The sequence below is a fragment of the Bacteroidota bacterium genome (genome assembly GCA_036522515.1).
Taxonomy (GTDB): domain Bacteria; phylum Bacteroidota; class Ignavibacteria; order UBA10030; family SZUA-254; genus VBOC01.
In genome coordinates, this window is record DATDFQ010000005.1 from 32,099 (window position 1) to 58,235 (window position 26,137).

The 26,137-nt window shown below is 60.6% G+C and carries 25 protein-coding genes; 15 read left to right on the plus strand and 10 right to left on the minus strand.

The window, feature by feature from the left end; all coding sequences use genetic code 11:
• The first annotated feature begins 20 nt into the window (after nucleotides 1-20).
• Genes fabG through VI215_00560 form a run of 6 tightly spaced genes read left to right on the plus strand, consistent with a single transcriptional unit; the run spans nucleotide 21 to nucleotide 5,201 of the window.
• Nucleotides 21-749, plus strand: coding sequence for a 3-oxoacyl-[acyl-carrier-protein] reductase (gene fabG, locus VI215_00535; protein ID HEY6190791.1), 729 nt, complete (start codon nucleotides 21-23; stop codon nucleotides 747-749).
• Between the two features lie 53 nt (nucleotides 750-802).
• On the plus strand, nucleotides 803-1,039 hold the full coding sequence (locus tag VI215_00540; GenBank protein HEY6190792.1) for an acyl carrier protein: 237 nt from the start codon (nucleotides 803-805) through the stop codon (nucleotides 1,037-1,039).
• Nucleotides 1,040-1,078: 39 nt separating this feature from the next.
• Nucleotides 1,079-2,344 (plus strand): beta-ketoacyl-ACP synthase II, encoded by a 1,266-nt coding sequence (fabF, locus tag VI215_00545; GenBank protein ID HEY6190793.1) that lies wholly within the window; start codon nucleotides 1,079-1,081, stop codon nucleotides 2,342-2,344.
• Nucleotides 2,345-2,356: 12 nt separating this feature from the next.
• Nucleotides 2,357-3,124, plus strand: a complete 768-nt coding sequence (rnc, locus tag VI215_00550) for a ribonuclease III (protein HEY6190794.1) — start codon at nucleotides 2,357-2,359, stop codon at nucleotides 3,122-3,124.
• On the plus strand, nucleotides 3,121-4,461 hold the full coding sequence (locus tag VI215_00555; GenBank protein ID HEY6190795.1) for a BamA/TamA family outer membrane protein: 1,341 nt from the start codon (nucleotides 3,121-3,123) through the stop codon (nucleotides 4,459-4,461). The genes rnc and VI215_00555 overlap by 4 nt, the downstream gene beginning before the upstream one ends.
• An 8-nt stretch (nucleotides 4,462-4,469) precedes the next feature.
• Nucleotides 4,470-5,201: an RsmE family RNA methyltransferase gene (locus tag VI215_00560; protein HEY6190796.1), complete on the plus strand. Its 732-nt coding sequence runs from the start codon at nucleotides 4,470-4,472 to the stop codon at nucleotides 5,199-5,201.
• 207 nt (nucleotides 5,202-5,408) lie between these two features.
• On the opposite strand, the gene VI215_00565 is transcribed toward VI215_00560, so the two are convergent.
• The 9 genes from VI215_00565 to VI215_00605 all read right to left on the minus strand — a co-directional run bounded on the left by VI215_00565 (nucleotide 5,409) and on the right by VI215_00605 (nucleotide 15,142).
• Nucleotides 5,409-6,041, minus strand: a complete 633-nt coding sequence (locus VI215_00565) for a cyclodeaminase/cyclohydrolase family protein (GenBank protein ID HEY6190797.1) — start codon at nucleotides 6,039-6,041, stop codon at nucleotides 5,409-5,411.
• Nucleotides 6,042-6,064: 23 nt separating this feature from the next.
• Nucleotides 6,065-7,063 (minus strand): glutamate formimidoyltransferase, encoded by a 999-nt coding sequence (gene ftcD / locus VI215_00570; protein HEY6190798.1) that lies wholly within the window; start codon nucleotides 7,061-7,063, stop codon nucleotides 6,065-6,067.
• Nucleotides 7,060-8,307 (minus strand): imidazolonepropionase, encoded by a 1,248-nt coding sequence (gene hutI, locus VI215_00575; protein HEY6190799.1) that lies wholly within the window; start codon nucleotides 8,305-8,307, stop codon nucleotides 7,060-7,062. The genes ftcD and hutI overlap by 4 nt, the downstream gene beginning before the upstream one ends.
• A 1-nt stretch (nucleotide 8,308) precedes the next feature.
• Nucleotides 8,309-8,764: a GNAT family N-acetyltransferase gene (locus tag VI215_00580; GenBank protein ID HEY6190800.1), complete on the minus strand. Its 456-nt coding sequence runs from the start codon at nucleotides 8,762-8,764 to the stop codon at nucleotides 8,309-8,311.
• 255 nt (nucleotides 8,765-9,019) lie between these two features.
• Nucleotides 9,020-10,327, minus strand: coding sequence for a hypothetical protein (locus VI215_00585; protein HEY6190801.1), 1,308 nt, complete (start codon nucleotides 10,325-10,327; stop codon nucleotides 9,020-9,022).
• Nucleotides 10,324-11,508, minus strand: a complete 1,185-nt coding sequence (locus VI215_00590; protein ID HEY6190802.1) for a hypothetical protein — start codon at nucleotides 11,506-11,508, stop codon at nucleotides 10,324-10,326. The genes VI215_00585 and VI215_00590 overlap by 4 nt, the downstream gene beginning before the upstream one ends.
• Nucleotides 11,509-11,717: 209 nt before the next feature.
• Nucleotides 11,718-12,851, minus strand: coding sequence for a DUF5700 domain-containing putative Zn-dependent protease (locus tag VI215_00595; GenBank protein ID HEY6190803.1), 1,134 nt, complete (start codon nucleotides 12,849-12,851; stop codon nucleotides 11,718-11,720).
• Nucleotides 12,852-12,964: 113 nt separating this feature from the next.
• Nucleotides 12,965-14,650, minus strand: a complete 1,686-nt coding sequence (gene hutU / locus VI215_00600) for a urocanate hydratase (protein ID HEY6190804.1) — start codon at nucleotides 14,648-14,650, stop codon at nucleotides 12,965-12,967.
• A 6-nt stretch (nucleotides 14,651-14,656) separates the two neighbouring features.
• Nucleotides 14,657-15,142, minus strand: a complete 486-nt coding sequence (locus VI215_00605) for an adenosine-specific kinase (protein HEY6190805.1) — start codon at nucleotides 15,140-15,142, stop codon at nucleotides 14,657-14,659.
• 520 nt (nucleotides 15,143-15,662) lie between these two features.
• On the opposite strand from VI215_00605, the gene VI215_00610 reads away from it, so the two are divergent.
• Both VI215_00610 and VI215_00615 read left to right on the plus strand, forming a co-directional pair.
• Nucleotides 15,663-15,863, plus strand: coding sequence for a cold-shock protein (locus VI215_00610; protein HEY6190806.1), 201 nt, complete (start codon nucleotides 15,663-15,665; stop codon nucleotides 15,861-15,863).
• Between the two features lie 86 nt (nucleotides 15,864-15,949).
• The gene (locus tag VI215_00615; protein ID HEY6190807.1) at nucleotides 15,950-16,153 is read left to right on the plus strand and encodes a cold shock domain-containing protein; all 204 of its coding nucleotides are present in this window, start codon (nucleotides 15,950-15,952) and stop codon (nucleotides 16,151-16,153) included.
• 30 nt (nucleotides 16,154-16,183) lie between these two features.
• Here VI215_00615 and priA read toward each other — a convergent pair whose 3' ends face one another.
• The gene (priA, locus tag VI215_00620) at nucleotides 16,184-18,541 is read right to left on the minus strand and encodes a primosomal protein N' (GenBank protein ID HEY6190808.1); all 2,358 of its coding nucleotides are present in this window, start codon (nucleotides 18,539-18,541) and stop codon (nucleotides 16,184-16,186) included.
• Nucleotides 18,542-18,741: 200 nt separating this feature from the next.
• On the opposite strand from priA, the gene VI215_00625 reads away from it, so the two are divergent.
• From VI215_00625 to VI215_00655, 7 genes are all read left to right on the plus strand, one after another.
• Nucleotides 18,742-19,500, plus strand: coding sequence for a dienelactone hydrolase family protein (locus VI215_00625; protein HEY6190809.1), 759 nt, complete (start codon nucleotides 18,742-18,744; stop codon nucleotides 19,498-19,500).
• Between the two features lie 54 nt (nucleotides 19,501-19,554).
• Nucleotides 19,555-20,097, plus strand: a complete 543-nt coding sequence (locus VI215_00630) for a hypothetical protein (protein ID HEY6190810.1) — start codon at nucleotides 19,555-19,557, stop codon at nucleotides 20,095-20,097.
• Nucleotides 20,098-20,375: 278 nt separating this feature from the next.
• Entirely contained in the window at nucleotides 20,376-22,343 is a 1,968-nt protein-coding gene (locus VI215_00635) for a GspE/PulE family protein (GenBank protein HEY6190811.1), read from the plus strand.
• 350 nt (nucleotides 22,344-22,693) lie between these two features.
• Nucleotides 22,694-23,299, plus strand: a complete 606-nt coding sequence (locus VI215_00640; protein ID HEY6190812.1) for a LemA family protein — start codon at nucleotides 22,694-22,696, stop codon at nucleotides 23,297-23,299.
• Between the two features lie 2 nt (nucleotides 23,300-23,301).
• Nucleotides 23,302-24,063 carry a TPM domain-containing protein gene (locus tag VI215_00645; GenBank protein HEY6190813.1) on the plus strand — a complete coding sequence of 254 codons (762 nt, stop codon included), beginning with the start codon at nucleotides 23,302-23,304 and terminating at the stop codon, nucleotides 24,061-24,063.
• 5 nt (nucleotides 24,064-24,068) lie between these two features.
• Nucleotides 24,069-24,512 (plus strand): TPM domain-containing protein, encoded by a 444-nt coding sequence (locus VI215_00650; protein HEY6190814.1) that lies wholly within the window; start codon nucleotides 24,069-24,071, stop codon nucleotides 24,510-24,512.
• A 29-nt stretch (nucleotides 24,513-24,541) separates the two neighbouring features.
• On the plus strand, nucleotides 24,542-25,987 hold the full coding sequence (locus VI215_00655; GenBank protein HEY6190815.1) for an aminotransferase class I/II-fold pyridoxal phosphate-dependent enzyme: 1,446 nt from the start codon (nucleotides 24,542-24,544) through the stop codon (nucleotides 25,985-25,987).
• Nucleotides 25,988-26,137: the final 150 nt, after the last annotated feature.

Consider the following 26,137-nt stretch of genomic DNA (forward strand, 5'->3'; position numbering starts at 1 on the left):
CGGTGGGAAAACTCGACCAGATGATCGCGTTGGTCACCGGCGGATCGCGGGGCATCGGCCGCGCGATCGCGCTCAGGCTCGCCGGGGAGGGCGCGCACGTGATGATCTCCTACAGGAGCTCGGGCGCGGGCGCGCAGGAAGTGGTCGACGGGATCAAGGCGCTGGGCCGCGAATCGGCGGCCTACCAGTCGGATGCCGCGCAATTCGAGCCGTCAAAGAAGATCGTGGACGAAATCGTCGCCCGGCACAAGCGGCTCGACATTCTGGTCAATAACGCGGGCATCACGCGGGACGGGTTGCTTGTGAGGATGAGCGAGAGCGACTGGGATGACGTCATCGGAACGAACCTGAAGAGCGTGTTCAATTTTTCGAAAGCGGCGCTGCATCCCATGATGAGCCAGCGTTCCGGCAGGATCATTAATGTGACATCGATCGCGGGCATCACCGGCAACGCGGGCCAGGCCAACTACGCGGCCTCGAAAGCCGGCATCATCGGGTTCACGAAATCGCTCGCAAAGGAGGTCGGCTCGCGCAACATTCAGGTGAACGCCGTCGCCCCGGGATTCGTGGAAACAGAAATGACGGCCAAGCTGAACGACGCGCAACGTCAGAAGCTGGCCGAGAGCATCCCGTTAAAACGGACCGGGAGTCCGGAGGAAGTCGCAGGAGTCGTCAGCTTTCTCGCCTCTCCCGACGCGCAGTACATGACAGGCCAGGTGATTTGCATCGACGGCGGGCTGGCCCTGTAATCGCCCGCGAACGGACACACTCAACGCATCCACCACTCAAAAGGAGCACCACAATGGCAGATGTAGAAGCGAAGGTCAAAGAGATCATCATGAACAAGCTCGGGGTCGAGGCCTCGCAGGTCACACCGGAAGCGTCGTTCACCAACGATCTCGGTGCGGACTCATTGGACACGGTCGAACTCGTCATGGAGTTTGAGAAGGCCTTCAATCTGCAGATCCCCGACGAAGACGCGGAGAAAATCGCGACCGTCGGAGACGCGATCCGGTATCTGACTCCGAAGGCGCATTAATGCGCGCAGGATGATGATGCGATTCAACAGGGAGCCAAGATGAACACGAACCGCGACAGACGCCGGCGCGTCGTTGTGACCGGGATGGGGGCCGTGACCCCGATCGGGATCGGCGCGCAGCAATTCTGGGAGAATTCGGTCGCCGGAAAATGCGGCGCCGGGATCATCAGCAGTTTTGACGCCAGCGGGTACGACACGAAGATCGCCTGCGAGGTCAAGGGGTTCAACCCTCTCGAGTTCATCGACAAGAAGACCATCAACCGGATGGACCTCTTCACCCAGTATGCCATGGCGTGCGCCGAGATGGCGGTGAAGGACTCCTGCCTCAACCTCGAGAAGGAAGACCGCGAGCAGATCGGGGTCATTTTCGGGTCCGGAATCGGGGGGATGTGGACCTGGCACCGGCAGATGCACACGATGTACGAGACGGGCGGGCCCCACCGGATCAGCCCCTTCTTCGTGCCGATGATGATCGCCGATATCGCAGCCGGTTACATCTCGATGCGGTTCCAGGTCAAGGGTCCGAACTACGCCACAACCTCCGCCTGCGCCACCTCCTCCCACGCGATCGCCGACGCCTACATGCTGATCCAGCGGGGAGACGCCTCGGTGATGTTTACGGGCGGTTCTGAGGCGGCAATCTGCCCGATGGGAGTCGGGGGCTTCAACGCGATGAAGGCTCTCTCGACGAGGAACGACGAGCCCCAGAAGGCGAGCCGTCCGTTCGACGCCAAGCGCGACGGGTTTGTGATGGGCGAGGGGGCGGGGATGATGATTCTCGAGGAGCTCGAGCACGCCCTCAACCGCGGCGCGAGGATCTACGGCGAGCTGTGCGGCATCGGGTTGACCGGGGATGCGTACCACATCACCGCGCCCGCGCCCGGCGGCGAAGGCGCCATCCGCTCGATGCGACTCTGCCTCAGGGACGCCGGAGTGCGCCCCGAGGAGGTCGAGTATATCAACGCGCACGGCACCTCGACCCCGTTCAACGACAAGTCGGAAACGCAGGCCATCAAGACCGTGTTCGGCGAGCACGCCCAAAAGCTCCTGATCAGCTCCACGAAATCGATGACGGGCCACCTGCTGGGCGCCGCGGGAGCGATCGAGGCGATCATCACGGTGCTGACGACCTACCACAATCTCGTCCCTCCGACGATCAACTATGAGTTTCCCGATCCCGAGTGCGATCTGCAGTACGTCCCGAACAAGGCCGTTCAGGCGACCGTCAACATCGCAATCAGCAACACGTTCGGCTTCGGCGGACACAACGCTTCGTTACTTTTCAGAGCATACCAGAAAAACTAGCTCCGGCATTTTATGGCAGTACTGCGCCATCTCCTGAGGTGGATAGGATTTTCCGGGAGAGTTTCCGGGGCAGATACTCCCGATTCGAGAGTCGACTACCGCGGGCTTGAACGCATCCTCGGTTACTCCATCCGCGACCGGCGTCTCTTTTTCCAGGCGCTTTCCCACCGGTCGTTCCTGCAGGTGAGCGGGTATGAGAACACCCCTTCCAACGAACGCCTCGAGTTCCTCGGCGACGCGGTCCTGAACCTCGCCGCCGCGGTCTACCTCTACCGCCACCACGCCGGCGCGGCGGAGGGCGAGCTCACGAAGATCCGGTCGCGTCTCGTCAACCGGAAGGCCCTCGGCGTCTACGCCCGCCAGCTGCACCTTGCGGACTTCATCCTGATGAGCCCGAGCGCGTTCCAGGTCGCCGAAAAGGGAATGGAGACGATCCTGGCAGACGCCTATGAAGCGATCATCGGGGCCATCTACCTCGACCGGGGTTCCGATCACGCGAGCCGGTTCGTCGAACGCACGATCCTGAAGGCCCTCGAGGAGGGGCTCGTGAGAACCGAGGATGAGAACTTCAAGAGCCAGCTCCTCGAGCAGGCCCAGGCCGGCAGCCTCGGCGTCCCGCGGTACATCACGGTCACCGAGGTGGGCCCCGATCACGACCGGACGTTCACCGTCGAGGTGTTCATCGGCAAAACCTCCTACGGCTCCGGCACCGGCAAAAACAAGAAAGACGCCGAGCAGGCCGCGGCGGAGAAGGCCCTCCAACAATTGAATCCACCGTGACCGGATCGGCCGCTCTCCCTTTCGTACTTCTCCTTCTCTGCTGCGCCATTTCCACCGGCCGGGCCCAGGACAGCCTCGCATCGATTCCCCTCCAGGAGGTCCCCGATTCGATCTGGACCGTCGATACGGTGCGGATCGTCGGAAACGTCCATACGAAGGGTTTTGTGATCCTGCGGGAGATGACGCTCAAGCCGGGGCTCGCGATCACCCGGAACCTTCTCGAGTACGACAGGAACAGGATTTACAGCCTGCGCCTCTTCAACGAGGTCCAGATGCGGGTCGAGCCGTCGGCCGCAGGGTTCGCCCATCTCGTGATCGAGGTCAGCGAACGGTGGTACATTTTCCCCTACCCCATTTTCGGAATCAGGGACAGGGATTGGGGGAGGATCTTTTTTGGGGTCGGGATCGTGCACACGAATTTCCGCGGACGGAATGAAAAACTGAACGCCTCGCTCATCCTGGGCTTCGACCCCTCGGTCGGCCTCTCCTACCGCAACCCGTTTCTCAACGCGGAGGGGACCCAATTCATCGAAGGCCAGCTCTCCTACAGCAAGGTCAGAAACCGGAGCATCCTCGCTCAGGCGGGAACGGACAACTTCGACGAGCGCCACTATGCGGTTTCCGGACGCTATGGCAGGCGTTTCGACATCTATCACACGCTCTGGATCGAGGCAGGGTACCAGGTCGTCGATATCGGCAACTACCTTCCGATCCCCACCATCTCGCCGGAAGGGATCGACCGTTTTCCGATCGGGAGGATCGGGTACTCCTACGATTCGCGCGATATCGGAGAGTATCCGGGGTCGGGTGCATTCGCCGGCGCGACGATCAGCAAGATCGGCTGGCCGGGAGCCGACCTGGATATTGTGCGCTATGCGGCCGACGTGCGGGGATACCAGCCCGTGGCGCGGGACGTCGTGCTCGCGGCAAGACTCTTTACCGACCTCGCCGCCGGGGGAAGGACTCCGAGTTACAACCATGTCTACTTCGGTTACGGCGAGCGCATCCGGGGGCATTTCAAGGAGGTGTACGAGGGGGAAAGCATGCTCGGGTTCTCAACCGAGCTCCATTACACGCTCCTATCGCCGGTCTATTTCCGCGTCCACGCCCTCCCCTCAGAATTCTCCGTCTGGCGGTTCGGAATCACCGCCGCCCTCTTCGGGGACGCGGGGACGGTCTGGTTCCGCGGAACCCCCGTGGCGCTCGACCGGTTTGTGAAAGGTTACGGCGCGGGGATCGATTTCCTCCTTCCTTACAGCGCTGTCCTCCGTCTAGAATACGCTCTCAACGAGGTGCGGCGAGGCGAGTTCATACTCGACTTCGGCGCATCCTTCTAACCCGGACGATGGACTACTTCTACGCACCCCCCGGGCGGATCGACGGCAGGTCGGTGATCATCGACGGGGAAGAGCTCGCCCATCTGGTCCATGTCATGCGAAAGAAGGCGGGGGATGAGGTGATGGTGGTCGACGGGAACGGAAACGCACATGATGTGATCCTCGAAGAGGTCACGAAGCATTCCGCCCGCGGCGCGATCCGGAAGTCGTTCCGGAATTATCATGAGACGGAAATCAGGGTGACGCTCGCCGTCGCGATCCTGAAGAATCCCTCCAAGTTCGATTTTCTCGTGGAAAAGACGACGGAGGTCGGCGTTGTCGGAATCATTCCTCTCCGGACGGAGCGGACGATCCCGAATCACGCGAAGACCGACCGCTGGCAGAAATTGGCGCTTGCGGCGATGAAGCAGAGCGGACGCTCCTGCCTTCCGAGGGTTCATGAATTGACCGGGCTCGAAGACCTTCTGCGAACCGCAACGACGTTTCAGAGTAGAATCATCGCGCATAGCGAAGCGCCTGCATCGCCGGCTCCACCCGGGCCCATCCTGACGGGACCGGGACCAACGCTGATCCTCGTGGGTCCGGAGGGGGGCTTCAGCGAAGCCGAGGTCGAACTCTGTGTTGGGGAGGGATTCAAGCCGGTCTATCTGGGAGACCGCCGGTTGCGAACCGAAACGGCGGCTATCGCCCTTGCGACGCTGGCTATTCTTGGAAGAGGCAGGGGTACCCGCGACCTTTAGGTCGCGGTCCGCAGGCTAAAGCCTGCGGCTACCTACGCTAGATACCTCGTTGCGGCGCAGAGCGCCGCGGCATGCGTTCCCACGCAGAGCGTGGGAACGAGATTAATTGTCATCCTGAGGGAGCGTAGCGACCGAAGGATCCCGTTCGTCAGACCGGGGAGATCCTTCGCGGAGTTTATCCCGCGCAGGCGGGACTCAGGATGACAATCAGCCCCCTGCGATCCTTCGGGAGACGATCGCGAGGATCTGCTCGAGGTGCCCCGCGCTCGTGCGACGGAGGGTGGTGACTTCCTCGGTTCTCCAGCCGACGAATTCCGTGTCGGTGATGGCGCTCAGGTTGATTTGCACGTTGAGGGCCGCGCTCTCGCAGGCGGCATGGAGCATCACCGCGCTCACCCCCGCATCGCTCACCGAATTTGAATTCCCCTTCTCAGCCGCCGCGCGCGCCAGCGCGAACGCGTCGATCACGTGCTTCATCAGTTCCAGCGGAACGAGCGCCGCTTCCTTGGTCGCTCCCTGAATCGCGGCGGAGCGGAGGGCTTTCTGGTCCTCCGTCTCCTTCGGGAGCCCGTACGCCTCCATGACCTTGTCGAACGCTTCCGCGTCACGGTCGATCATGCGCGTGAGAAAGAGCCGCGACTCTTCTGCCTTTTTCAGGAGACTCTTCATCTCCGGCTCGACCTTCTCGTATTTCTTCTTGCCGATCGTCAGGCGGCAGACCATCGAGGTGAGCGCGGCCCCGACGGCTCCGGCCAGCGCCGCGGCGCTTCCGCCGCCGGGAGCGGGTGAATTTGAAGCGAGTTCTTCCAGAAATCGTGAGACCGTATTTTCAGTGAGCATAGATGTTTCTCCGGTTAAGGGCGTTAGATCATGAATTCGATGATTTTCTTTTTTGGATCGAACGTGTCGATCTCGTTCAATCCGAGCCGCTCGATCGCCCGTCCGATCAGTTGCGACTCATTGAGAGGGAGGCCGTCGGCGTAGTGGGAGCCGGCCAGAAGGAGCGCTTCCTTCGGGACCAATCCGACAATTTCACTCCCCGTCACGCCGGTGCCGAGCGTCTCCGCCTCCTTCTTCACCGCTTCAAAGGCGACGTGCGGCGGCGTCACGTTGAAATTCGTGAGGTTGATCGACACCTGGGCGATGTTCAGCCGTTCGAGCAGCACACCCATCGCCTTCACCGACTTCAGCGAGCCGGCGATCCGCACCGGGGCCCCTGATTCGTTCTTGAGGGTTCTTCCGCTCTCCCGGATTCGCAGGGCGATCTCGTGGGCGATGTCCTTTCTGTCGGACCCGAGGTTGACGTTATACGCGATGAGGAAAAACCGGGCGCCCGCGGCCGTTCCCCCCGACTTCGCATTGAAGTCTGTCCCGCCGTAATCCGGCTTCCAGGCGGGATCCTTCAGCTTCTCCGCCAACCCTTCATACTCCCCCCTCCGCACGTCCGCCAGGTTTTTTCGTTCCGGCGCCGAGGCCGCCTCCTCGTAGAGGTAGACCGGAATCCCGAGCTCCGCTCCGACCCGTTTCCCGTACGCCCGGGCCAGCCCGACGCATTCCTTCATCGTGACTCCGGAGACGGGGACGAACGGGACGACATCGGTGGCGCCGAGCCGGGGGTGCTCGCCCTTGTGCTGCCTCATGTCGATCACTTCCCCCGCCTTCTTCGTCGCCGCGAACGCCGCTTCCACGGCGGCCTCCGGCTCGCCGACGAACGTCACGACGCACCGGTTGTAGTCCTTGTCGGGCTCCACGCTGAGCAGCTTGACGCCGCCTGTGGCGCGGATGGCCGCCGAGATCGCCTCGATCGAATCCCGGTTCCGCCCTTCGCTGAAATTGGGAACGCACTCAACGAGCCGGGTCATCGGAGCTCCAGAACGACGCCGTTCTTGACGACCTTTTCGACGTGGTTCTCGCCGAAGTGATAAGGGAGATAGCGATAATGGGGAATTCTCAGGACGACCGCATCGGCCTTCTTGCCGATCTCGATGCTGCCCCGCTCGCGCGACAGGTTGAGCGCGGCCGCGGCGTTCAGGGTCGACGCCGTGATCGCCTCCTCGGGCGACATCTTCATGTGCGTGCAGGCGGCGGTCATGACGAGCGGCATGCTGTAGGTCATGCACGATCCGGGGTTGAAATCCGACGCAAGCGCCACCGGGACTCCAGCGTCGATGATCCTGCGGGCGGGCGCGTAGGGTTCATTAAGAAAAAACGAGACGCAGGGCAAAAGGACCGCGACGACTTCCGCCCGCGCGAGGGCCGCGATGCCCGCGTCGCTGACACGCTCGAGGTGATCCGCCGACACAGCGCCCACCTCGGCCGCGAGCTCCGCCCCTCCCCGGCCGGAGAGCTGGTCGGCGTGGATTTTCGGCAGGAGGCCGAATTGTTTTCCCTGGAGGAGGATCGACCGGGATTCTCCGGGGTCGAAGTATCCCTCCTCGCAGAAGACGTCGCAGAAAGTGGCAAGCTGCTTCGATCCGACATAGGGGAGCATCTTGCTCAGGATCATGTCGACGTACCCCCGCCTGTCCTCCAGAAATTCGGGCGGGATCGCGTGGGCCCCGAGGAATGTGGAGGCAACGGTCATCACCTCTTCCTTGTCGAGCTCCCGGATGGCTTCCAGGAGCTTGATTTCATTATCGGTGTCGAGGCCGTACCCGCTCTTGATCTCCACCGTGGTCGTTCCGTGGATCATCATCGCGTTCATCCATTTCCGCGCGTTCTTCTTCAGCTCTTTCTTCGACGTCTCGCGGACGCTCCGGACCGTGCTGAGGATCCCCCCGCCCCGCTCGGCGATTTCGCGGTAGGTCGCTCCCGCCGATCGCATGGCAAATTCCTCCTCGCGGCTTCCGGCGAAGACCGTGTGGGTGTGCGAATCCACGAATCCGGGCATCACGACGCAGTCGAGGCAATCGAGGACGTCCGATTCGCCGAGGCTGCTCATCGTCAGGTCCTCCATCCGGCCGATCCAGCTGAACTCGTCGTTCTCGATGAGGACGGCGGCGTTCTCGATGCAGCCGAGGGATCCCATCTCTTTCCCTGCGTTGAAGCGCCGGCCTTCCGAGGAAACGGTGACGAGCTGTTTTATATTGATGAGCGCGAGCTTCATGCTACAGGTCGATGCGGAACAGCATCCACTCCTTCATCCAGGTTGCGTTGAGTTTCCTGTAAAACCGGATCGCGGGCGTGTTCCAGTCGAGCACCATCCATTCCATCCGTCCGCACCCCCGCCGTTTCGCTTCGGAGAGGCATTTCCGGAAGAGCGAGTAGCCGATTTTCTTCTTGCGGAATTCCGGGAGGACGAAGAGGTCTTCCAGGTAGAGCGTCGGCCGCGCGCGGAAAGAAGAGTACGTTTCGAAGACGATCGCGTAGCCCGCAGCCCTACCGTCCGCGAACGCAAGAAACGCGTCGAAGCGTTTTCTCTTCCCGAGCGCGTCCCTCAGGAGGCGCGACTGCGCCGCGCGGCCCGGCCGCTTCAGCTTTTCGTAGTCGGCGAGCGCGTTGACGAGCGAGAGGAAGGCCTTGCCGTGCGGGCGGCTCAGGGGCCGGATGACGGTCCGGTTCATGCGGGATCCCGGCGGGGCTCTTCGTTCGGGGGGGTCAGGCGTTCGAATCCCGGGCACTTCATGACGGGCAACCTTGGATACTTGGGAAATGAGGGATCACTCTTTGACAGGCCGCACAGGATAAAGCCCGGGCCCTTCGCGTTGCCGGTTCGCCGTGCGTGGACGCAGGAAGCGCAGAGGCCCTGGTGCGTTTGGGAGTTGTTCTTGAGATCCTTCGCTGCGCTCAGGATGACAACTTTGTGCTCAGGATGACAATTAAGGGTTTTTCTGGCCGGCCTTGGCCTCTTCGAGCTGCTCGACCACTTTCGTGATGCCCTTCGAGACGAGCGTATCGAGGAGCGTGCCCGTCAGCTTGATCGCCGGTTCGTCCAGGTGCTTGAAGCTCTCCTGGGACTTTTTGACCTCGGAGAGGACGCTCTCCGCGAGATTGATGACAGTCGGTTCGTGCGTCAAATCGCTCGAAAGCCCGGCTCCCACCGCCCCGATCGCAAATTTCGCGCCGAGCTCCCTCACCGGCTGGAAAAATCCCTCGGGGACCTCGCGCGCGGTGGTGGAGATCAGCTGCCCCACCTCCGACATCCGCCGGTCGAGCGACCGGCCGCGCGACTTGCCCGAGGCAGCGATCGTGTACATGGCGTTCGTGACGTTCGCCCCGAACGCGGCGGAGGAGGATTGCAGGGCCCTGCCGACGCTTCCCCCGTAACTCTCGATATGCTCGCCGAGCGCGCGCAAACCGTCGTGCACCGATTGACCCATCGATTCGAGCCCCCTGCGGAGGTGTTCCCCGTGCTTCAGGGTCGACCGGGCGCCGATCTTCGCCGCCTCGATCTGCGACACCTCCTGCGAATAGGTGTTCAGGAGCTGCGCCGCCCGCTCGAGGTCGAACTGGATCCTCTCGACCATCCTCGGATTGTGCCGCTCAAAGAAAAAATCCCTCGCCTTGTAGAAATGCCAGAGGGACACCTGCGTCATCATCTGCAGAAGGTTGGGGTCGTTGCTGATGGTCGAGAGCGCCTTCTCGCCGATGTGAAGATTGATCGCGGCTTCCCAGTCCTTCGCTCCCAGGCGCATGAACCATTGCCTCGCCGCGACAAGATCGGTGAGATCGTCCACAACCCGGACCTCTTTCTCCACGCCCCGCTGCGCGTAGCCCATCGCCGCCATGTACGCGACCGAGGCGGCGGACTTATGCAGGCCCAGCTCCGAGAAGAGGCGGAAGGCGATGATGAGCTGGTCCACGACCTTGTCCGACAGGTTGCCTTTCTCGTAATGCTCCTTCACCTTGCCGTACACTTCCTGCGCCCGCTGCAGCGAGAGCTCGGCGATCTCGCGGTACCGCTGTTTCAGGATGATCGTGCGCTTCGCGTGGGTGTCGAGGTAGCGTTTGTCCTCCTTGCGCAGCGACGCGATCGCATCGCGCACGTCGCGGAGCGAAACGCATTCCGAGATGTTCGTGCTTCCGCAGAGATAGCAGGTGCCGCGGACGCGCTCGTAATCGATCCAGCGGTGGTCGCAGCTCATACAGCGCTCCATGCCGAGCTTTTCGGACATGTGGTCGCTCATTGCTTCCGCTCCGCGAGCTGGTCGATGAGGCGGTGATACTCGTTGTCAGAGAGCTCGCCGAACGCGTATTTGGTTTCAATCGTCTCGCGGTCGAAATGCTGACGCGCCTTCACGGTGATCTGCTTGTACGTCTCGGCGGAGCGGATTCTCGCGAATCCCCGGAGCGTTTCCATTTCTTCTTCGTAGAGTGCCGCGAACCGGGAGATATCGGCCCCGGCCTCGATCGTCTTTTCGCCCCTGGAGAGCCGCCGGAGGTTCGTCAGCTCGCCGAATTCCTTCGGGCTGATGTTCTGCAGCAGCTCGAGGGAGGTCTCAAATTCCTTGGCCTTGAAATAGAAATGGTAGGCCGACTTGAATTCGCTTTCCTTCAGGAACCAGTCGGCGATTTCCTTGTACTCCGGGGCGGTGAGGAACGCCCGGTCATAAATGAAAAACGAGGTGGTGTGGTCGCCCGCTTCCCGGCGGAGCGCGCCGAGGCTCTTCATGTCGCCTTCGATCCAGTAGTACCATTCTTCGAGCTCCGCTCTCCCCTCCTGGCGCGCCAGCTCGAGGAACTCGGGGCTCCGGTTCCACGCCTTCAGGAACGAATAGACGAGGAGCGCCGCGTCGGTGTTATGGGGATTGTTCATCACCACCTGCCGGAGGATCTCGATCAACAGCTCCTTCTCGTTTCCCCCGAGCGCGATGAAGAGCTTGATCGGGACGCGGGGGAGTTTCCTCACCGTCCGGGTATGATCCAGAAACTGATGACCGTGCCCCGGATTCGACGAGGGAATCTCCAGCTCGAGCTGCTCGATCGCCGAGTAGAAGCGGTCGGGCACGAGCACCTTCCGGATGCCGTTATACCACGGAGTATCGGCGTCCCGGAACGTGCTCCCGAGAAACATCTGCCAGGAACTCATCGTGCTTTCGGTGAACGAGTTCTCGGGGAGCGGGAGCGTCGATTTGAGGATCTCGATCAGGTTGTTGTCGCGCGCGATGGTTTCATCCTGCGACTTCGTGTCGCGAAGCACCTGCATGATGAAATAATGTTTGAGCCATGGGCGCGTCATCGCCTCGTTCACGGGGTGGTGGGAATCCCCTTTCCCCTTGACGGGTTCTATGAGCCGATCGGGATAGACCCCCTGAAGGCCAAGTTTCAGCCTATCTTCGTCTTTTTGGAAGAGATTTATGTTTGCCAATGAGTTACTCACTTTTGGTTGACGTGGCTACTGTTTCACTTTAAAAAACCTGTATAAGCCTCAAGCCCTCTGTACGGTTATATTGGAAGAGAATATACTAAAATTTTCCTCGAAGTCCACATTTCTCTTCTTTTCAGGTGAGAAAAATACGCTTACGGGAGGGTTTTGAAGGGGAAGGGTGAAACCGCTGAAATCAACCTGTTTTCAGCTTATTTTCGGGCTATTTCCCGAATTATCTGATCCGAGAGCTTCGGGAGTCTGTCGTCCCGGTCGGTCAGGCCGGCATATTTCGCCAGCATGTCGAGAGGACCCTCTGAAATCGTTTGAATCAGAGCTCCCCTCCCGAGCCGCAGATCGATCTCACGGGCCATGAACATGCCGGTCATCGCTCCGTAACTTTCCCAGTAGCCGCTCAGGTTCGCGTTCCGGATCAACTCCGCCGCACGCTCCGGCCGGAGGCTTGAGGAGAGCAATTCCGCCGCATTCTCGTTGAATGTCTTGAAGGTTTCCCCCATCTTCGCGGACCAATCACGCGGAAGATACCCGTGCCCCCGCTGGTCGAGAGAGAGATAATACGCGATCCCTTCGTTCTGGGTGAGGTCGAGAAGGGCGTCGAAGGGGCGGGTGTGGGTCCGCTGGTAGCGCCGCCAGGAGCGGGACCCGTCTTTGTAGGCGCCGAACGCCGCGTGGAACACTTCGTGCGCGACGACGCCGAGGAGAGTGAGATACCGTTCCTGAAGATCGGGGCCGTATTTCACCGACTGCGACAGGTTGACCACGATGGTCAGCTCCCCTTCTCCCTCCCCCACGAATTTCGGCACGTCCCCCTCCCACCGGATGCGACGCACGTAGGCGTCGACGTTCTCATGCCCGAGGGCGACGGCGTAGAGCGGGATGTCGATCGACACCTCCGCCTCCGCCGGGAAGATCTGCTCGACGGTCGCGATGACCCTGCGGCTGAAGGTCCCCTTCTGCATCTCCACGAGGAGGCTCCTGATCTCGGGCGCGCTCTTCCGCGCGCTCTCGAGGTGATAGACATCGTCCCGGATGATCTGGTGATACCGGAGCGAGTCGAGATAATTCCGGAGGAGGCCGGCGACGCCTCCCCGGTCGGCGATCAGGCCGGTGGTGGAGGCGGCGATGAGATTCCCCCGCAGGGCGGCGAGAGAGGTGGTATTGACGGGCTCATCGCTGAAGAGGTCGAGCATCTGCTGGGCGGCAGTGTAGTCGACACGGAGTGAGACATTGAATTTGGGATTTGTCTGCGAGAGGAGCGGGACGTGGGAAGCGCATACCGCAAGACCTATAAGAAATGAAACAGCGACACTCCTATTGGTTGTCATCCTGAGGGAGCGTAGCGACCGAAGGATCTTGTTTCTTGGACTCCGAACCAATGGAGATCCTTCGCTGCGCTCAGGATGACAGTCACAAAGTGAGCGACCGCTGGTCCACGCGATCATCTGCGGGGAAGAGGAATCTTCAGCCCGTGTTGCGACGCGACTTCGATCGCGCGGTCATACCCCGCGTCCGCGTGCCGGAGGACTCCCGATCCGGGGTCGTAGGTGAGGACGCGCTCGAGCCTCCGCCCGGCTTCCTTCGTCCCGTCCGCCACGATCACCATTCCCGCATGAATCGACATGCCGATTCCGACGCCGCCCCCGTGGTGAACGCTGACCCAGCTCGCGCCGCCGACCGCGTTCAACAGGGCGTTGAGGATGGGCCAGTCGGCGATCGCGTCGCTTCCGTCCATCATTTTTTCCGTTTCGCGGTTGGGAGACGCGACCGAGCCGCAATCGAGATGATCTCTTCCGATGACGATGGGCGCTTTCACTTCCCCCCGCGCCACAAGATCGTTGAAGATCCGGCCCATCTTCGCCCGTTCTCCGTACCCCAGCCAGCAGATCCTCGACGGGAGACCCTGGAACCTGACCTGTGTTCGCGCCTTTTCGATCCAGCGGCAGAGAGGCTTGTTTTCAGGAAATGCCTCCACCACCGCCCGGTCGGTGCGGTAAATGTCCTCCGGATCCCCCGAGAGCGCCGCCCACCGGAAGGGACCCTTTCCCTCGCAGAACAGCGGGCGTATGAATTCGGGCACGAACCCGGGGATGTCGAACGCGCCGGCGACGCCCCCGGCGAGGGCCTCCCCCCGGATGTTGTTTCCGTAATCGAACACGACCGTGCCGCGCTTCCGGAATTTCAGCATGGCGCCGACATGCTCGGCGATCGATTCGCGCGCGCGCCGCTGATATTCCGCCGGGTCCGAGACGCGGAGGCGCAGGGCTTCTTCATAGGGAAGATGCGCCGGGACATATCCCTGAAGCGTGTCGTGGGCCGAAGTCTGGTCCGTCAGGATGTCGACGGGGATGTTCCGGGCGAACAACTCCGGCAGCACCTCCGCGGCGTTCCCGAGGAGGGCGACTGAGCGGGCTTCCTTCAATTCCTTCGCGGTCATCAGCGAGAGGAGCGCCTCGTCGAGCGTCTCCGCCATCTCGTCGACGTAACCGGTCTTGAGACGCCTCTCGATGCGCGAGCGGTCGGCTTCGACGACAAGACAGGCGGCACCGTTCATCGTTGCGGCAAGAGGTTGGGCTCCCCCCATGCCGCCAAGCCCCGCCGTCACGAGGAACCTGCCGGCCAGCGAGCCGCCGAAATCCCTGTTCGCAAGGGCGGCGAATGTTTCGTACGTCCCCTGGAGGATCCCCTGTGTCCCGATGTAGATCCAGCTCCCGGCGGTCATCTGTCCGAACATCGTCAGTCCGAGCGCCTCGAGCCTCCGAAATTCGTCCCAGGTGGCCCAGTGGGGGACCAGCATCGCGTTCGAGATCAGGACCCGCGGCGCGTCGGGGTACGTCTTGAAGATCCCGACCGGTTTTCCCGACTGGACGAGAAGCGTCTCGTCGTTTTCCAGTTCCTTGAGGCTGCGGACGATGGCATCGTAGCACTCCCAGTTGCGCGCGGCTTTTCCGGTCCCTCCGTAGACGATCAGCTCGTCCGGTTTCTCAGCGACCTCGGGATCGAGATTGTTCATCAGCATGCGCAGCGCCGCTTCCTGAAGCCATCCCTTGCAACTCAGCCCGCTTCCGCGCGGCGCGCGGATCGTCCGCTTCTGAACCGGGGCCAGCACCGTCGTCTCTTCATTCATATCGCATCAACTCAGTTTATAGCCGATTTTTCTCAGGAACTCGATCCGCGTCCGGATGTCGGCGTCCGACTCGAGTCCTTTCGGTTTTATGCCGTCGATCACCCCGAGAATTCCCCTTCCCTGCTCCGTTTCCGCGACGACCACCTCGAGAGGGTTTGCCGTGGCGCAGAAAATCTGGCAGACCTCGGGGACGCTCTTGATCGCGTTCAGAATATTCACCGGAAAGCCCCCCTCCATCATAATAATAAAAACGTGGCCGCACCCGAGGGCCATTGCGTTCCGCTTCGCCAGGTCGAGGAGCCGCTCCTCGTTGCCCACCGAACGGACGAGCGCGGGGCCCGACGACTCGCAAAACGCGAGCCCGAATCGCATGGCCGGGTTCGTGTTCACGATCGCCTCGTAGAGGTCCTCAACGGTCTTGATAAAATGCGACTGGCCGAGGATGCAATTGAGGTCGGCGGGTTTGTCGATGACTACGGTCTTCAGTTCCATGATCGTTCCTCTGGGCGGTTCCCTGAGCGGTTCGCTAGATCAAGTTACGCATATTTTTGCCCAAAAATCAAGCATTTGAGGGAATTTCGGCACAATCCCAGGCCGGCCGGGGGGATGGCGCGGTAAGAAAAAAGTTGCCTCAGTCCGGGAAATTCCTTATCTTTGTAGTGCCAATTAACAGTACACCGTTTTTGCCCCCGAAGTCTGGTTTTTTCGGAAGGGGGTGGCAATGCCACGCTTTTACGTTGTAGCTGCAGATGTAATCCCCGTGAACGGTTCAATCTCCATTGAACGTACCACGAGATTCGTCATCGCAAGTAAAAGCTTCATTGTGAGGTGATCAGGTGCCGATGAGAAACACTCGGAGCGATGGTTGCCACACCTGCAATGGGGCGGATGCGTAAAAAGCCAAAAAGATCTGGTTAAGCCGAGCGTCCGGAGAGTGTCACGTCTCGGGACGCTATCGGAGCGGAGCCTCGGGTACATTATCCAATCACTCTTTCTTGAAAGGGTACTATTCATGGAGCAAGGAACCGTGAAGTGGTTCAACGGAGCCAAGGGTTATGGCTTCATTTCACGTCAGAATGGCGAAGATGTATTCGTCCATTTCAAGGCGATCGTCGGCGAGGGGTACAAGACCCTGAACGAAGGCGACAAAGTCCAGTTTGACGTCGAAAAAGGACCCAAGGGGTTACAGGCTGCTAACGTACAGAAGATCTGATGTAACTCCATAGCATCAACCCCAGCCGGCCTCAAAACCGACTGGGGTTTTTTCTACTTTTTTCTATTGAGAAGGAGCATGGGCGTATGACACAAGGCACCGTGAAGTTTTTTAATCCGACAAAGGGCTTCGGTTTTATTACGACGGAACAGGGAGAAGAAATCTTCTTTCATAAGAGCAACGTGAAGAATACGGGTTTTCGCGACGTTCTGGTTCAGGGAGACAATGTCCAGTTCGAGCTGAAGCAGGAACAAAAAGGGAAGCGGGCCTACAACATCGTGCGCGTCTAAACGCACCGGGGCACGGTCAGGTCTCCGACGTCACATCATCCCGGCAGGATCGACATCGATAGTCATTTTCACCGAGCTGTTTTTCCCCCCCGCCGATTTCTCGTATTCTCCCAGAGCATCCGCTAGCGCCCGGCGAAACGCCCGGCCGGACGGATCCTGTTTCTTCAAGTCTTTCATCAGAACATGGCACCGGAACAACCCCTTCAGCCGCGCGATCGGTGGAATCGCCGGCCCGAGGGTGATCACGTGGCGCCTGTGACGGCGCAATGATTCCGCCACCCCGGCGGCCCTCCTGAGAACTTCCCGTTCCTCCTCCCCCTTGAATTCGATCAGCACCAGGCGTGAAAAAGGGGGGTACCCGAGCTGTTCCCGCGCTCCCACCTCGCTCTCGTAGAATGAAGTGAAATCATGCGCGACGACGTGCCTGAGCGTCGGGTGCCCGGGCAGGTAGGTCTGTATGATGACCTCGCCGCGGAGCTTGCTCCGTCCGGCGCGTCCCGCCACCTGGGCAAGAAGCTGAAACGTCCGCTCGGACGAGCGAAAGTCGGGAAGGAGCATCTGGGTGTCGGCGGAGATCACGCCGACGAGCGTCACGCGCGAAAAATCCAACCCCTTCGCGACCATCTGCGTCCCGAGAAGAATGTCGGCCTCCCCGTCCGAGAACTTTCGCAGAATCAGATCGTGGGAGTTCCGGCCCGTCGTCGTATCCCTATCCATTCGCATGAGCACGGCCCCGGGAAACAGCTCGCGCAATTCCTCCTCCACCCGCTGGGTCCCGAATCCCCGGTGCTCGAGATCGGCCGACGCGCACTTCGGGCAGGAATCGGGCGCCGGCTTCTCCACCCCGCAATAATGGCAGCGAAGAGTCTTCCCCTGGGCATGGTAGGTCAACGAGATGCTGCAATTCGGGCAGACCTCCACGTGGCCGCAGCTGAAACATTCCATCAGCGGTGAAAAGCCCCGCCGGTTCTGCAGAAGAATGATCCCCTCCCTCCGGCCGATCCTGTCGGCTATTTTTTCCCGGAGGATTCCGGAGAGCGACCCCATCAGGAACTTCCGGGGATTCAACCGCGCGTCGACCGGGTCCCGCACGAAATCCGATTTCCGGTCCGCCCGGTAGGCGGCAAACTTCGCCTTCCGCTCCAACGTCATATCCACGATCTCGATCTCCGGCAACCGGGCGTTATCCACCCGCTCCGGGAGCCGGAGAAGCCCGTACTTGCCCTGGGCCGCGTTGGAGTACGACTCGAAGGAGGGCGTTGCCGACCCGAGCACGACCACGGCGCCGGAAAAGCTCGCGCGCATGATCGCCACGTCGCGGGCGTTATAGTGGGGCGATTGATCGTGCTGCTTGTAGGAGGAATCCTGTTCCTCGTCGACGACGATCAGGCCGAGGTTCTTGAGCGGAGCGAAGACCGCGGAGCGGGGACCGATCACGATCGAGACTGTTCCCCTGCGCACCGCGCTCCAGACATCGGAGCGTTCACCGGCCGACATCCGGCTGTGTTGCGCGACCACCCGCTCCCCGAACTGGTGCTTGAACCGCCGCACGATTTGAGGCGTGAGGGCGATTTCCGGCACCAGCACGATCACCGTCTTCCCGAGTTCGAGGACCGGGCGGATCGCTTCGATGTACACCTGCGTCTTTCCGCTCCCGGTGACTCCGAAGAGAAGAAACGTCTTGAATTCCCCCTGGGCCACGCTCGAGCCGATCGTCCCGATCGCCTCGCTTTGATCCGCATTCAGGACAATTTGTTGCGCGCCGAGGGAGGAGGGGTAGAGATCATAGGTTGAAATCCGGGAAACCTCGCGCCGTTCCAGCGAAACCAGCCCCTTCCGCTCCAGGATCTTGAGAGTGGGCCCCGACGCCCCCGCTTTTTCCAGGACGCTCCGGACCCGGACGACTTCTTCTCCGGTCTCCGTTGAAAGGAGTTCGCCGATGATGGCCTTCTGCCGCTCGAGACGCCGGGCCGGGGTTTCCGAAAGCCACCGGCTCCAGTCCGCCCTCTTCTTCTCGTCGATCCGTATGACGGGTTCCGTTCGGGGCCGGCCCCTCGTCGCATCGACGGGCAGCACGGAGCGGAGGACCTCGCCGAGCGGCGCCATGTAATAGTTCGCGATCCAGGAGGAGAGATTCAGGAGATCGTCGCTCACGACCGGCTCGGGATCGAGGAGTTCGCGGATGTACTTGTACCGGCCCGGGGTCTCCCGGGATACTCCGGGCGAAGGGCCCACCCGGATGATGACGCCTGTGACGGCGCGCGCTCCGAACGGAGCAAGCGCCCGCATACCAGGCCGGACCGATTGACGAAGATCGTCGGGGACGAGGTAGGTGAATACTTTGTCAACCGCAACCGGAATTGCGAGGTCGGCGTAAAGCTCTGGCACGGTATCGGTGGACCGGGTTCTTGAGGAAAAAGTCCTTAAAATGTCGCGAAAAATGGGGGGAGAAGCAAACAACAGGGGGTATCGGGCAGATCACAACACCTATTGCATTTCAACCCCGCAATTTGTATTCTCTTTTGATTTTCACGACCTTTTCGGGAAGGGTTGATGAATATCCTGAACGAACAATCGGAGTTTTTTGTATGAAAAACACACTCTTTGGTCTTCTTTTGATTACGGCGCTTGCCGCGGGCCCTGCCTTCCCGAAGGTCAATTCAAGCAGCGTACGCTATGTAAGCGGAAAAGATTCCGTTATTTCTCTCCTCTCCGTCCCGGCGGGAAAGGGACCGTTTCCGGCGATCATCGTCATTCATGAATGGTGGGGACTCACCGACTGGGTGAAACAGAACGCGAAAAACCTGGCCTCCCGGGGCTATGTGACGCTCGCAGTCGACCTCTACCGCGGGAAGGTTGCGGCGGATCCAGAGCTCGCGCACGAGCTGATGCGCGGACTTCCGGAGGACAGGGCGGCGCGCGACCTGGTCGCGGCGGCGGCCTACCTCAAGGGGCGGGGGGACGTCGATCCCAAAAAGATCGGCTCGATCGGCTGGTGCATGGGAGGCGGGTACTCCCTTGCGGCCGCCCTGAATATTCCCGACCTCGCCGCGTGCGTCATCTGTTATGGCAGGCTCGTCACGGATTCGTCCCTGGTGGCGAAAATCCCCTGCCCGGTCCTCGGCCTCTTCGGGCAGGAGGATCCGGGAATAACACCGGAGATGGTCAGGGATTTTGAAGCCGCCGCGAAGGCGGCGGGAAAAGACATCGCCACCACCGAGTATCCGGGCGCCGGACACGGGTTCATGAATCCGGCCAACACGAACAAGCCGGGCTTCCGTCCGGATGCGGCAAAGGATGGCTGGTCGAAGATCAACGCTTTTTTTGTCCGGACATTGCAGCACTGATCGGCCGATGCCGGTTCGAATAACTAATCGTCCACTCTCCTACAGGGTTTGAACATGAAGTTGCTCCTGAAACTATGGGCCAAGATCAGATTTCTCGGTGAAACCTACCCGGTGGTCATCGCGGGCGTGATTATTTATCTCTACTATCTTCTGACCTCGGTCAATTTTTTCAAGCACTCCCATGCGGGAGAAACCTGGTTCGACTATATCATGCAATTCGATTCGCTCATTTTCCTCTGGGCGGCGGCAGCCGCGCTGATACAGGTCCAGCGCTTCCGCAAGTCGTACAAGAAGGAACAGGAACATCGCCGGAAGATGGAGCGCGTCCTCGACCGGCAGCAAATCTACAGCCAGCTCGCCACCGATATCACAATGCTTCTCCAGGACAACGTGAATAATCCTCTCGCGATCATCGGCGTCACCACGCAGGAGATCCGTCGGAGGTTTCAGGAGGATACGGAAATCCTGAGGTGGCTCGACCGGATCGACGGCGCAATGCAGCGGATCCATCATACGATCCGGGATCTCCAGGCCTACGAGACCCAAAAGATGATCGACGCTTCCGTCCTGGAAATGCAGGAATCTTCGGGCGAATAACGCCGGGAAGACATTCACCCCCCCTCACTGTAACCCCCCTTTCCCCGCCCAAATCGGGCATATCTCCCCCTCGCACGGGTAGAAGTGTCCTGGCGTAAATGGCCGGCTTTCCGCGACTTCTGCGCAGAATCCCAAAAAAATAGCGCGAAACGCTTATCCCGTGTCACATCCGGTGTCCCCCATCACGGTACACATGATTGGGGAGAGGTAAGTTGCTATCATTGTAAGCAGGAAATATGTCATCCTAACATTAAGTAACGATCAGAAATGAGGGTATTATGTCTACACAACACACAGCTGGAAAGAAAGACAACACACTGAGGGGTCTGGTGTCTGTGAAATTCACGGGTCAGAAGAAAGAAGAGACCGAGTCTGTTCTGTTCGACTCTGAGAATCTTCCGGAAGGAGAGGGCACACCCGTCAAGCGCGCTACCGTATCGAAAGGCCCGGACGGGGCCGAAGAGGCTGTCTCCAGGAAACCGGGGGCTACGCGCCTGATCCAGACGCTCCTCGACGAGGGCGTCGCGACCAAGGAGCAGATCGCAACCGCACTGGAGACGCAGGGGAAAGGCGCGGGCAAGAAACGGTTCATCGAGATCCTGATCGACGACCTGGGTGCCGACCGCGAACTGGTGTTGAAAACCGTCGCCCGCTTCTATTCGTTCGAGTCGGTAGATCCCTCTCCGATGTTCGGCAACAAGGACCGGCTGCAGTTCATCCGGCAACACCTGGACGGGCTCTCCCCGGCAAATTACGAACTGGCGGTCAAGCTGAAGGTCCTTCCGTTCGAGCTCTTCAGCAACGGCCACGACAAGCTTACGATCATCACTCCTGACACGACCCATCCGTCCGTCCATACCATCGCACGGGCGTTCAAATTTCTGAAGTACGAAATCAAGCATGTCCCCACGCCGGCCTGGTCCGAGCTCTGGCGACAGCTCGCGTTCGACCAGAGCGCGAAAGAGGTCGGGGTGGAGCCCGAGGACGGGTTCTCCGATTATGACCGGCAGGAAACCGAAAAGGAAATCGAGAAGACCCTCGAGGACGAGATGGGGCGCGGGAGGCTCAACGAGCTGATCGAAGGAGTCCTCGCCGACGGCGTGCGCACCGGCGCGAGCGATATCCACGTCATTCCCAAAGCGTCGCACCGGACCGAGTTCCATTTCCGTATCGACGGACGCCTCTCGCTCTGGAGCGCGATCACCGACGTCCGGTCCGAGGCGGTCATCACGGTCGTCAAGGATCGCGGGAAGAACCTCGACAGGTTTGAACGGCTTCTGTCCCAGGACGGATTCGCCCAGCGCACGATCGACAACAAATCGATCAGGTTCCGTTTTTCGACGATGCCGATCCACAGCGCAGATCTGGGCAGCAAGCTTGAATCGATCGTGATTCGTGTTCTCCGGAGCGGCGACAAGAATACCGGGGTCGAAGGGCTCGGAATGCCGGACGCGACCAAAGACGCCTTCATGAAGGCGATCCGCAGGCCCCAGGGCATCGTCATCTTTACGGGCCCCACGGGAAGCGGAAAGACGACCTCGCAGGTCGCCGCGATTTCGACGATCATGGACCCGGGCATCAATATCGTCACGATCGAGGATCCGGTCGAATACCTCATCGAAGGATGCCGGCAGGTGAAGCTGAACCACAAGCTCGACTTTGAGGGCGCGCTGCGCGGACTCCTGCGCCACGATCCGGACGTGGTCATGGTCGGTGAAATGAGAGACCGCATCACGGCCGAGATCGCCGTGAAGCTCGCCAACACCGGACACCTGATCTTTTCGACGCTCCATACAAACGACTCGGTCAGCGCGATCACGCGCTTGTACAACATGGGGATCGAACCGTTCCTGCTGGCGTATACGGTGAATATCGTCATCGCCCAGCGGCTGATCCGCAAACTGTGCGACCGGTGCAAGACGGTGGACGACAATGTCGACGTCGATTTGCTCAAGGACTGCGGTTTCACGGAAGAGGATATCGCGAACGTGTCGTTCTACAAGGCGGTCGGGTGCGTGCATTGCATCCGCGGGTATCGCGGCCGGCTCGGAATCTTCGAAGCCCTCGCGATGAACAAGGAGCTCCGCAAAGTCATCCTGAAGTCGAGAGACTTCATCGACGAGGACGCGCTCCGGAACCTCGCGCTGCAGAGCGGGATGCGCACGCTTCGGGATTCCGCCATGGATCTGGTGCGTCAGGGCATCACTTCCCTGGAAAACGTCGAGGGAATCATCCTCGAAGAATAAGAGTTCGTGCAAATGGTTTCTGGACGCTTCGTAGACAAGCGACCCTCCCAGACTCCATCACGATAAACCCGCTCCGGGCAACCGGAGCGGGTTTTTTGTTTCCACAGGAGGCAGGCTGTGTGTCATCTTCATCTCTGCTCGTCAGCCCGACATGTTTTAGGTCGGGATCTTTCTAAAAGCGTATTAAGATGCTGACCTGAAGCATGTCAGCATGACGGAATTGGGGGTGGTACAAGGGACACGAGGCGCTACTTTAAAGAGGGTCACGATAATCCAAAAATTCTTATATTTACCTATCCTTCTTCCGGATATCGCCATTCCAACACCATTTTACGATTGAGAGGGCTCCAATGCAGAGAAAAACGATCGTCATTCTTGTTATCGTCGGGGTCATCCTGTTTATCGGATTGAGCTTCGTCGCGTGGGCCACCGGCATGTATAATTCGCTCGTGAAGATGGACGAGTCGGTCAACCAGGCGTGGGCGCAGGTGCAGAACCAGTATCAGCGGAGGCTCGACCTGATCCCCAATCTTGTCGAGACCGTGAAGGGGTACGCGGCGCACGAGAGCCAGGTCTTCACCGATGTCGCCGAGGCCCGCGCGAGCGTCGGGAAACTCCAGATGACTCCCGAGATTTTGAACAACCCGCAGACCTTCCAGCGGTTCCAGGAGGCGCAGGCCGGGCTCACTTCGGCGCTCTCCCGGCTCCTTGCCGTCGCGGAGAACTATCCCCAGCTGAAAGCAAACGAGAATTTCCTCCAGCTCCAGTCGCAACTCGAGGGGACCGAAAACCGGATCGCCACGGAGCGTCGCAGGTTCAACGAGGTGGTGCAGGACTATAACGTCCGGGTCCGCTCCTTTCCGACCTCCCTCATGGCGGGGCTGACCGGCTTCGGCCAGAAGGCCTACTTCCAGGCCGAACCGGGGGCCGAGAAGGTCCCGAAGGTAACGTTCTGAGCGTGAAAGCCGTTCTCTTTTTTGCAATACTCTTTTTCGCGCTTCCGTCCGGTTCCGCGCGCGCCCGGCAGAACGAGCTTCCCGTCCCGGAATTTCACCGCAGGATCACCGATCTGACCGGGACGCTCTCCGAGGGGGAGGCGCGGAATTTCGAAGGTTCCCTCTCTGAATTCGAACAGGCAACCTCCAACCAGATCGCCGTCCTGATCGTCCCTTCCCTGAACGGGGAGAGCATCGAGGAGTATTCGATGCGGGTCGCGGAACGGAACAAGTTCGGGAAAAAGGGAAGGGATAACGGGGTCCTTCTGATCATCGCCAAGGATGACCGCCTCATGCGGATCGAAGTCGGATACGGACTCGAAGGCGTGCTCACCGACGCCCTCTGCGACCAGATCATACGCCGCGTCATCGCGCCGAAGTTCCGGCAGGGCAAATTCGCGGAAGGAATCGATGCCGGCATCGAGGCGATCATGAAGGCGACAAAGGGGGAGTTTAAGGGCAGCCCCGGGGACAGGCCCGATATCCGGCGTTTCACGCCGCTTCTCTTCGTCCTCATTTTTATCGTGTTCGGAATTCTCAATCGAATCTTCGGTGCGGGACGGAGACATTACGTCGGATCACGGGGATATCGTTCCGGCGGTTTCTGGTTCGGAGGGTTCGGCGGAGGCGGGGGGTTCGGGGGCGGCGGATCCGGCGGCGGTGGCGGCGGCTTCAGCGGAGGGGGCGGAAGCTTTGGCGGAGGGGGGGCGAGCGGAAGCTGGTAGAATTCATGAGAAACCATCTGACCAAAGACGACCTGCAGTTCCTCTCGGAGCGCATAGCCGCGGCGGAATCGAAGACCTCCGGTGAAATTCGGGTCGTCGTGCGGCACCGCCGCCGCTGGAAGGAACGCTCGTTGTCGCTCCATGACCTCGCCCTGGGAGAATTCCGCCGGCTGCTGATGGACCGGACGCCGGGACGGACGGGAGTTCTGATTCTTCTCCTCCTCTCCGAGCGGGCGTTCCAGATCATCGCCGACGAGGGAATTCACTCCAGAGTGCAGGAGGGCACCTGGGATTCGATCGCCTCGGAGATGTCGGGCTACTTCAGGAAAGGCGGCTTTCGCGAGGGAATCGCCAGCGCAATCGACCGCGTCGGAGGGGTGCTTGCGGAACATGTTCCTCCCGCGGCCGGCGGCGGAGGCCATCTGGCGAACGACGTCCTCGAAAACTAATCACACACCGAACGACCCCGCCCGATACCATGCCCGACCAGATAGCCCGATTGGAAGAAATCGCCCGCAGGCTCGAACCGCGGGGCGAGGAGAGATCGACCCTCGTCGACGCAGTCGTCCAATACGCCGACCGGTTCCTCGATTCGATCTACGATCTTCCCGCGTACGTCGTCCCGGACGGCAACGACGCCGGCATCCTGGATTCACCGATCTCGGAGAGTCCTCTCAAGATCGACGCGCTGCTCGAACTCCTCAGGAACCACGTCGACCGTCCGGGTTTGAACCCCGCCTCGGGCGGGCACCTCGGTTATATTCCCGGAGGCGGGATTTATCTTTCCGCGCTGGGGGATTATCTCGCCGACGTCACAAACCGTTATGCCGGCATCATGTTCGCCGGACCCGGCGCGGTCCTGATCGAAAATCTCCTGACCGATTGGATGGCGGAAATCGTCGGGTATCCGAAGGGGGCGGGCGGGAATCTCACATCCGGCGGGAGCATCGCCAATCTGGCGGGGATCGTCGCCGCCAGGGAAGCGTCGGGCCTGAAATCGAAAGAGTTCGAACGCTCGACGATTTATCTGACGGAACAGGCGCATCACTCGGTGGACAAGGCGATCCGGATCGCGGGCCTGAAAGAATGCCTCCTCCGTCACGTGCCGACCGACCGGCAACACCGGATGGACGCCGCCAGCCTCGAACGGTCGATCGCGGAAGACCGTCAACAGGGATTGCACCCGTGGCTCGTCATCGCGTCGGCGGGAACAACCGATACGGGCGCGGTGGATCCGCTCGATGCGATCGCCGGGATCGCGAATGCGCGGAAACTCTGGTTCCATGTGGACGGCGCTTACGGGGCATTTTTCGTGCTGAGCGACGAGGCGAACGGAATCCTGAAAGGGATGGAGAAATCGGATTCTCTCGTCATGGATCCCCACAAAGGGCTTTTTCTCCCGTACGGTTCGGGAGCGGTCCTCGTGAGAGAGAGGAAGAGCCTGTACGACGCGTTCTGGTACCAGGCGAATTATCTCCAGGACGCCCGCCGGTCGGATAACGAGCTTTCTCCGGCCGATCTCTCCCCGGAGCTGACCAAGCATTTCCGCGGGCTCCGGCTCTGGCTCCCGTTGAAGCTTCTGGGCCTCGCCCCGTTCCGCGCAGCGCTCGGAGAGAAACTCCTGCTCGCCCGCTATTTTCACGGGCGAATCAGCGAGGTCCCCGGGTTCGAGGTCGGCCCGTTTCCCGATCTCTCGGTCGTCACGTTCCGGTATATTCCGAAACGCGGAGACCCGAACGCCTTCAACCAGAAGCTGGTTCAGGGGGTGCAGCGCGACGGGCGCGTGTTTCTTTCTTCGACGCTCCTCAACGGCACGTTTATCCTGCGCGTCGCAATCCTCTGCTTCCGCACTCACCGTGAAACCGTCGATCTGACGATCGACATCCTCCGCGAACAGGTGAAACGCATCGAGGAGGGGGGATGAGGCCTCCGGGTTCGGTAGGCGCAGGCTTTAGCCTGCGTTGATCGCCACGCGACCTGAAGGTCGCGCCTACCAATACCGCACCAGCCCAGGAGTCATCGGTAGGCGCAGGCTTTAGCCTGCGTTGATCGCCACGCGACCTGAAGGTCGCGC